The following is a 7515-nucleotide window of genomic DNA, read 5'->3' as shown; positions in this document are numbered from 1 at the left end:
TGAATTCGGACTGCATAGCTTTTCCGGGCGGCGAGGCATGCAGTAGTCCGATTTTTTCGGACTAGGGAATAAGAGTGTTGGCGAGCGAGTGGAGCTGGTTGAGAGTATTCGACGGAAGGACGATCAGGGATCGTCCAGAGGCGGCTGTTCCGAACAAATGGAGGGGCATGTACGAAAGAAGAACCGAGGAGGGCGGAGGGCTGGAGTGGAGAAGCGAAGCGGTCACCTCCCTGATCCGGGCTCAACTTCAACGGAAATCTAATCAAAGGGCCAGGAGTTCAAGAGTGATCGGAACCCAGCCCGCCTGGCCTCCCTCTGCACAAAGGAAAGGCCTCGGACAACTGCCATCTGGATGATCCTCCCCCAGATGGTATTTCTTATGCAGCGAAAAGACGAGGCATATTTCCCTAAAATTATAATTGATAATGATAATCATTGCTGATATAGTAAAAATGAAAATCATTATCATTTATAAAGTTACATATCGGAGGGATAAACATTTATGCTAAAGGCAAGTAAGAAATGGTTTCTAATAGTATCGATTGCAGCTTTAACCATCACGACCACAGCATGCGGCACCGGAACTGACGGAGGCGCCACCGACCAAAAGCAAGGAGCGGCACCATCGGCCACCGTCTCGGCTTCTCCAACCGCCAGCCCGAGCCCGACAACAGCCACTGCAGTCAAGGTAGACGAAGCAAAGGTGGCGGAAGTCCTCGCCCAATTCAACAACGCAACCCCGGCCAAAGTGGTGACCGTCTCCGTTGCCATCGCCGAAATTCTCAATGAGCTTGGCGTGCTGCCAGTAGGCGTACCAACAACGAGCAGCAAGCTGCCGGCCGCCTATGATCAAGTACCGCGCGTAGGATCATCGCACCAACTGAACCTGGAGCTGATTGCCAAGCAGCAGCCGGATGTCGTGCTCGCACCGTCTTCACTGAAGACCAACCTTGAGAAAACGTTAGGCTCGGCCAACCTGAAGTCGGCGTTCGTGCCGGTTGACTCGCTAGAAGAACTGAAAATTACGACAGTAGCGCTAGGCAAAGTGTTCAAGCAAGAAGCGAAAGCGACAGCCTTCCTGGAAAATCATGCAAAAGCGGAAGCGGCCGCCCTTGAACTCGGAAAAGGGAAGAAGGCGCCTAAAGTGTTGTTCCTATTCGGATCCGCAGAGTCGCTTATGTTCATGAACGAGAGCACATTCGCCGGCAGTCTGGCCAAAAAGCTGGGGGCAACCAATATTTCCACGGAATTGCAGTTGAAAGACGCTTACAGCCCGCTTAATATGGAAAGCATAGTGACGACCAATCCCGACATTATCATGCTGGTAACTCACGGCGATCCGGCGGCGGCTGCCAAAAAGTTCGAAGAAGACATGAAGAAAAACGGCTCCTGGGAAAAACTGAACGCCTTCAAAAACGGAAAAATCAAAACGCTCGACTATACGCTGTTCGGCATTGCTTCGATTGCGAACGCTCCGGCTGCTTACAAGGAACTGGCGCAGGTGCTCTTCAACCAATAACATGACGGGGTGACGTTGACAAAATGAAGATGCTGGACAAGGAAATGATCAAGCTGCAATATTTGAAATTCGTTGATTCGGTCAAAACGCTTGTATTGAGCACGGTGGACGATCAGGGGACGCCATTCGTCTCTTACTCCCCGTACGTGAGCAAAGAAGGGAAGCTGTACATTTTCATCAGCCAAATCGCGAATCACTACAAGCATCTGGAAAACAATCCTTCGGTTGACGTTATGCTGATTGAGGACGAAAGCCAGACGGCAAATTTGTTCGCACGCCAGCGGGCAAGGTTTGTATGCGCAGCGGTGAATGTGGGGAATGAAGGGTACGACGACATTTTCGAGCAGTTCGGCGAACGGTTCGGGAAGAATATGATCGGAATGCTGCGCGGGTTGGATTTCTCGCTCTTCGAGCTGACCGTGTCCGATGGACGGTATGTGGCCGGGTTTGGCCAAGCGTTCGACATCGACCTGACGGGCGAGAAGTTCGAGCATGTAGCCCGGGACGGCCATGGAACGGCGAAGAAGACAGCGGAGTCGCCCGCTGCAGGAGGTACCCATCGATGAGCTACGCAACGGTACAGCCGATTTGGAATGCGGTGCAATCGAGGTTCTACAAAACGGCCCAGAACCTTGCCGTCTCGGATTTGTCGTTAAAGCAAGGGACCGCATCGATCGGCTACATGCTCCAGCATAACGCGGAAGTCGAGTACATGTTCGCCGAGTGGTTCTTTGGCAGGAAGATGCCGGAAGGGTTGGAGATGCAGACGAACGCCGGCCCGATTGGCAGCGACGCCGATTACACAGATCACGAGCGGCTGTTGAAAATGCTGAGCGATTCGAACGAGCATCTGCAAGCGGCCATGCGCGAGCTGCCCGAAGAGGCGTGGCATGTGCCGGTGGGCTCCCCGATGGGGGCGCCTTCCTCCCCGCTGGAGGCTGTCGGACGGCTGTTGTACCACACAGGCATCCATGCCGGGCAAATCTCGCTGATCTTGAAGTCGGCCAAGGCAAAGGAATAAACCAATAGTCCGCGTAAAATGACTTCGAACATAGAAAACCGTCCCCACCGGCACCGGAGGACGGTTTTTTGCTTGCCACCAGGATCAATCTAACTTACCGCTGATCCTTTTGTTTCAACACCGCCTCCAAGCGAAGCGGTCCAAGTTCTGCTCCTTAGCCCCAACGACAACACGTTTCACATGAAATAGCGTAAGGTTCGGGTCAATCAGGGAATTTTATCAAAACAAAATATTCAGCATCTTGTATTTTACTCAAATTTGAGTATTATAATTAGAGTAGTTAATACGGATTCAATCTTTCTAAAGGAGTGTTGCTTTTCCATGGCACCAAAAAAATCGTCGCATATTCCTTGGACGGTGGCGGGCTTAATGCTCGGGCTGCTGCTGGCTTCCTTGGATCAAACGATCGTCTCCACAGCGATGCCGACCATCGTGGGCAAGCTGGGCGGACTGGAGCAATATGTATGGGTGTTCTCCGCCTACTTGATCGCGAATGTCGTATCGATGCCAATTTTCGGCAAGCTGGGCGATATGTATGGACGCAAGACATTTTTCTTGTTAGGGCTAGTTGTATTCATGATCGGTTCCGCCTTATGCGGGACGTCGACGTCGATGACGCAGCTCATCGTGTACCGCGCGATCCAGGGGCTCGGAGGCGGCGCCTTGATGCCGATTACGTTCGCGATCGTATTCGATATTTTCCCGGCCGAGAAGCGGGGCAAGATGCAAGGATTGTTCGGAGCCGTCTTCGGGATATCGAGCGTCTTGGGTCCGCTTGCCGGCGCCTATTTCACGGACAACGTGGACTGGACATGGATTTTCTACATCAACTTGCCGCTCGGGGTCATTTCGTTGATTCTGATTTCGTTATTTTACCACCCGGTATTGCCGAATAATCCGAATCAGAAAATCGATTGGCTCGGCACCGTCGTGTTTGCCGCTTCGATCTTAAGCCTTATGTTCGCTCTGGAGCTCGGTGGAAAAGAATACGCTTGGAGTTCGGCGACCATAATCGGCCTATTCATAATAGCGGCGGTCTGCTTCATCTTGTTTCTGCTCATCGAGAGGAGGGCATCGTCACCAATCGTGCCGCTGCATCTGTTCCGCAACCGGTTATTCACCTCCAGCATGGGGACCAGCTTCTTCTACGGCGCTCTGATGCTGTCGGCCGCTACTTATATTCCGCTGTTCATCCAAGGCGTGTTCCAGGGCTCGGCCACAAGCGCAGGGCTGGTGCTGACTCCGATGATGTTAGGCGTGGTCGCTTCATCGATGATCGGCGGTCGGTTTATCGGGAAAACTTCGTTCCGCAACATCCTGCTGTTCTCGGTTGCGCTGTTGCTGATCGCTACGACGCTGCTCGGCTTCATTTCGGTCGAGACGCCGCGCTGGCAAGTAACGCTTTATATGATCATGATGGGGCTTGGCATCGGGGCGGCGTTCCCGGTAACCTCGATGTCCTCCTTGCACACAGTCAGCCCTCAATACCGCGGGGTCGTAACGTCGCTTGTCGCCTTTTTCCGCTCGATCGGGTCTGCCGTCGGGGTGACGGTACTTGGAAGCGTGCAAGCGAATGCGATGAAAAATCGGATGGCCGAGCTGCTGCCGGCCCAAGGAGGGGCGGCAGCACCGGCTGACGCTAGAGCTCTGCTGTCGCCCGAGTTCCAGGCTCATGTGCCGAAGCCGGTGCTGGATAAACTAATTGTCGGATTGGCCGATTCCATTGCTTTCGTCTTCCAGGTTACGATCATCATGGCGATTGTCGCCCTTGTCTTCATCCTGCTCATGGGCAAGGCGAAGCTGGAAATTCCCGGACGGAAACAACCGGGTCGCGAAGGCGGCGCCGCCGGGGGAGAGCCGGGCGCTCCAGCCCCAACCTCCGGGCACTAGACGGGTAGGGGACGCACAATGTCAATGAAGCTGGTACTGTTGGGATTGCTCATGGAGGCGGACAGCCATCCTTACGAGATGCGGCAAAAGATGAAGGACCGTTCGATGCTCCACTACATCAAGATGCAGGAAGGTTCGCTTTACTACGCGATCGATCAGCTGCGCAAGCAAGGGTGTGTGGAAGCGATGCAGACGGTAAAAGAGGGAAAACGCCCCGACCGAACCGTATATCGGATAACGGACGAAGGGAAGTCTCTATTCCAGGACATGCTGCTGGAGCAGCTCGCTGGGAACACCAGCGTGTTCCATCCGATGTATGCGGCTTTGCCCTTCGCCTGGAGCGGCGATCAACAGCGCATCCATGCTGTACTCGTGGAGAAGCTCAAACAACAGCAAGACAAGGTTCTGAAAATGGAGCAGGTTTACTTAGAGCATGTGCCGATCGTGCCGCGAAGCGTCTTGCACATGATGAAAGGGCAGTGGGAGCATGCCGTCGTAGAGCTGCGCTGGCTTGAGAGGCTGACGGAAGATGCGTCATGCGGAGCTTTGAATGTGAGAGGCGTTCCGATCGAGAACGAGTAACCGGTGCTAGTCAAGCCAACAGCCTTCTTTCCTTCAGCTAGAAGGAAAGAAGGCTGTTTCGCTACTTGGAGCTCGTGGTCTCTATCCAAAGGGATAGGACGGTGGCGAGCTTGTCCCGTTTGGCTTCGACATCTTGCATGTCGGAGAGGCGAATCGTGGCGCGGTCATTTGAAGCCCAATTCAGTAGACCGGTCGGGTCTTCCACCAGTCGCCCGGGTCCGGTAAGTGGCGCTGCCTTCGCCCCGCGATGGAGGACGAGCAGGAAGAAATCTTGGCCTCGCAATTGGAAGGTGATGCGATCGTCATCCTCCCATGCAAAGCTGGGTGCATTCCATTTGATCCGCTCCTGCAAGTGCGGCTGGGCCGTTCGAATGATCGAGCGCACAGCTTCAATTTCCGCTTTCAAGGGGTGGACGAGCTTCGTCATAAAGTCTTCGACTTGATCGGCGGCAGTTAGCTTCGACCGCTTGGAAGTCGTGGACGGGTTGCTTTTGTTGCTAGCCGGCATAGGTGAACTCCTCTCTTAATCTTACTGAAGTAAAACTTATGCCCCTATCATAACATAAAACACCTCGAACAAGGTTTGGCGCGGTCGGCGTCGATCCACCGTGCGATTTGCTCCAGGTCCTCGTGCCATCGAATAGATCGTATTGAATGGCGAGCACTAGGGACTCGGATATGAAGGTTTCCTCCTTCTCGGAATCGCTTCTCAAGCAGACAAGACTAGGGTACTATGAAAATAGATACCAACTACATAGTGAGTATACTCATTAATCACAACCCGAGCGTACGCTATTCTATTTCAGCGTCGAGGAGCTTTTTTATGACCTCAATTCACGATCTGCACCTTAACTCAACTCCAACAGCAGGTTCAGCCGCAGCCCCATCGACGGATTCAACCCCATCGGCAGGCCAATTGTTGGAGACCTTGATTCGCACTACCCATCAGCTCCATTTGCAATTCGAAGCTCATTTGGCCGCCTATGATGTACCGTCCTATTTGACCGGCCCGAGGCTTCGGTTTCTCGTCACGGTGCAGGAGGCGGGGGCGATTCGGATGAGCGACATTGCCGAGCGGCTCGGCATCAAACCCCGCACGGTCACGCAATTCGTGGATGCGCTGGAGGCGGAGCACATGCTGATTCGTCAGCCGGATCCCGATGACCGACGGGCTACGTTCGTGCGAGTCACCAAGGCTGCAATTCCGTTGATCGCTCGCGCAAGAGCCGGGATGAGCGAGGCGGCCGAGCAAGTGCTCGCCCATTTGCCCCAGGAGCAACGAGAACAGCTTCATACCATTTTAAACCGAGTATCGACTATCAACTAAATCATTCCGGAGGGGATCCCTATGAAAGAAAAAGCGGCGCCACTGCCGATCATGATGTTCGAGAATCAAGAAATCTTCGAAGCTTGGCTTGCGCGGCATTATGATTCATCGCCTGGGCTACGACTGCAAATCGCAAAGAAAGGCTCCGGCTTGACGACGGTCAATTACACGGAAGCGCTCGATGTGGCGCTCTGCTACGGCTGGATCGACAGCCAGAAGGAAGCGATGGACGAGAAGACATGGCTGCAGCGCTTCACCCCGCGGGGCAAGAAGAGCATCTGGTCGGTCGTCAACAAGGACAAAGTGGCCGTGCTGATCGAGGCGGGGCGGATGAAGCCGTCCGGACAAGAGGCGATCGATATTGCAAAGCGCAACGGGCAGTGGGACAGCGCCTACGAGCCGCAGAGCACCGCCGCCGTCCCTGAAGATTTTGCCGCGCTGCTGGACCTCCATCCGAAGGCGAAAGCAACGTTCGAGGGGCTTAAGAAAAGCGAGCGGTACTCGATCTTATTCCGTCTGGCCCAAGCGAAGAAGCCAGAGACAAAGGAGAAACGGATGCGGGAGTTCGTCGAGCAGCTGGAGGGCAAGGAGTAGACGGAGTAAAACAGAAATCATTTAAAAAACCATACCCGCGCAGGTATGGTTTTGTTGTGCCGGCTGGCCTCCCTTTGCAGCAATTGAACTCTACTTCAATCGCTGTGGGAGCGACTTCAGTCTCTTTTTGATACGTGTCCGCTCCAGGATCTGACAGGCTCCCCCAAGTAACGCCTACGAACGAAAGCAAAACCAAACACGGCAGGAAGAGGGAGTGGAGAAACGAAGCGTCCGTCTTTGAAAGCGCTGCCCAACCTCAATACCAATCAAGGGCCATGCTTTGTAAGTTTTTGGGGACAATCACAAATTTAATTATCGCAGCCAAGCGTCGGCCTCATCCGTTTTCTTAGGCGCCGCTTTATGCTTTTTCACAAGCTTCGGCAAATATTTGATGCCCCGGATCATGCTTCCCTTGCAGATTGGGCATTCCGGCGAGGCAGAGGAGGCCAGCTCCTCCCGCGTCCACGCCTTGCAGGATTGATCGCGGCAGCGCCAGACGGGGACAGGAGACAGCTCAGGCTTGGCAGTATCGGTATGCATATGTACGTCACCTCCACTCGATGTAAGATACCCGCACGACGC

At 54.0% G+C, this 7515-nt stretch carries 9 protein-coding genes; 7 read left to right on the top strand and 2 right to left on the bottom strand.

Features of this window, described 5'->3' with window-relative positions:
- The first annotated feature begins 502 nt into the window (after positions 1-502).
- From PKO02S_RS24120 to PKO02S_RS24100, 5 genes are all read left to right on the top strand, one after another.
- A complete protein-coding gene (locus tag PKO02S_RS24120) occupies positions 503-1519 on the top strand; it encodes an ABC transporter substrate-binding protein (protein WP_127586975.1) in 1017 nt (338 codons plus the stop codon).
- Positions 1520-1542: 23 nt separating this feature from the next.
- Positions 1543-2085, top strand: coding sequence for a HugZ family pyridoxamine 5'-phosphate oxidase (locus PKO02S_RS24115; protein ID WP_127586973.1), 543 nt, complete (start codon positions 1543-1545; stop codon positions 2083-2085).
- Positions 2082-2540, top strand: coding sequence for a DinB family protein (locus PKO02S_RS24110; RefSeq protein WP_127586971.1), 459 nt, complete (start codon positions 2082-2084; stop codon positions 2538-2540). The genes PKO02S_RS24115 and PKO02S_RS24110 overlap by 4 nt, the downstream gene beginning before the upstream one ends.
- Before the next feature lie 321 nt (positions 2541-2861).
- Positions 2862-4430, top strand: a complete 1569-nt coding sequence (locus PKO02S_RS24105) for an MDR family MFS transporter (protein WP_127586969.1) — start codon at positions 2862-2864, stop codon at positions 4428-4430.
- An 18-nt stretch (positions 4431-4448) separates the two neighbouring features.
- Positions 4449-5012: a PadR family transcriptional regulator gene (locus PKO02S_RS24100; RefSeq protein WP_127586967.1), complete on the top strand. Its 564-nt coding sequence runs from the start codon at positions 4449-4451 to the stop codon at positions 5010-5012.
- Positions 5013-5073: 61 nt separating this feature from the next.
- Here the strand turns inward: PKO02S_RS24100 and PKO02S_RS24095 are convergent, their stop codons facing one another.
- Complete coding sequence (locus PKO02S_RS24095) at positions 5074-5520, bottom strand: DUF1801 domain-containing protein (RefSeq protein ID WP_127586965.1); 447 nt, start codon at positions 5518-5520, stop codon at positions 5074-5076.
- Between the two features lie 315 nt (positions 5521-5835).
- Between PKO02S_RS24095 and PKO02S_RS24090 the strand changes: the two genes are divergently transcribed.
- Both PKO02S_RS24090 and PKO02S_RS24085 read left to right on the top strand, forming a co-directional pair.
- Positions 5836-6339 carry a MarR family winged helix-turn-helix transcriptional regulator gene (locus PKO02S_RS24090; protein ID WP_127586963.1) on the top strand — a complete coding sequence of 168 codons (504 nt, stop codon included), beginning with the start codon at positions 5836-5838 and terminating at the stop codon, positions 6337-6339.
- Positions 6340-6360: 21 nt separating this feature from the next.
- Positions 6361-6933, top strand: coding sequence for a YdeI/OmpD-associated family protein (locus tag PKO02S_RS24085; protein WP_127586961.1), 573 nt, complete (start codon positions 6361-6363; stop codon positions 6931-6933).
- A 312-nt stretch (positions 6934-7245) separates the two neighbouring features.
- Here PKO02S_RS24085 and PKO02S_RS24080 read toward each other — a convergent pair whose 3' ends face one another.
- A complete protein-coding gene (locus PKO02S_RS24080) occupies positions 7246-7473 on the bottom strand; it encodes a cold-inducible protein YdjO-related protein (protein WP_127586959.1) in 228 nt (75 codons plus the stop codon).
- Positions 7474-7515: the final 42 nt, after the last annotated feature.

The sequence above is a fragment of the Paenibacillus koleovorans NBRC 103111 genome, from assembly GCF_004000845.1.
Classification (GTDB): domain Bacteria; phylum Bacillota; class Bacilli; order Paenibacillales; family NBRC-103111; genus Paenibacillus_AA; species Paenibacillus_AA koleovorans.
The sequence above is the reverse complement of the archived record's forward strand: the minus strand, read 5'-3'. Positions and strand labels throughout refer to the sequence as shown.

Bases quoted from the DNA above. Each gene is read 5' to 3' on its own strand.
- PKO02S_RS24110 (WP_127586971.1), top strand. From the start codon at position 2,082: ATGAGCTACGCAACGGTACAGCCGATTTGGAATGCGGTGCAATCGAGG.
- PKO02S_RS24105 (WP_127586969.1), top strand. From the start codon at position 2,862: ATGGCACCAAAAAAATCGTCGCATATTCCTTGGACGGTGGCGGGCTTA.
- PKO02S_RS24100 (WP_127586967.1), top strand. From the start codon at position 4,449: ATGTCAATGAAGCTGGTACTGTTGGGATTGCTCATGGAGGCGGACAGC.
- PKO02S_RS24115 (WP_127586973.1), top strand. From the start codon at position 1,543: ATGAAGATGCTGGACAAGGAAATGATCAAGCTGCAATATTTGAAATTC.
- PKO02S_RS24080 (WP_127586959.1), bottom strand. From the start codon at position 7,473: ATGCATACCGATACTGCCAAGCCTGAGCTGTCTCCTGTCCCCGTCTGG.
- PKO02S_RS24095 (WP_127586965.1), bottom strand. From the start codon at position 5,520: ATGCCGGCTAGCAACAAAAGCAACCCGTCCACGACTTCCAAGCGGTCG.
- PKO02S_RS24085 (WP_127586961.1), top strand. From the start codon at position 6,361: ATGAAAGAAAAAGCGGCGCCACTGCCGATCATGATGTTCGAGAATCAA.
- PKO02S_RS24090 (WP_127586963.1), top strand. From the start codon at position 5,836: ATGACCTCAATTCACGATCTGCACCTTAACTCAACTCCAACAGCAGGT.
- PKO02S_RS24120 (WP_127586975.1), top strand. From the start codon at position 503: ATGCTAAAGGCAAGTAAGAAATGGTTTCTAATAGTATCGATTGCAGCT.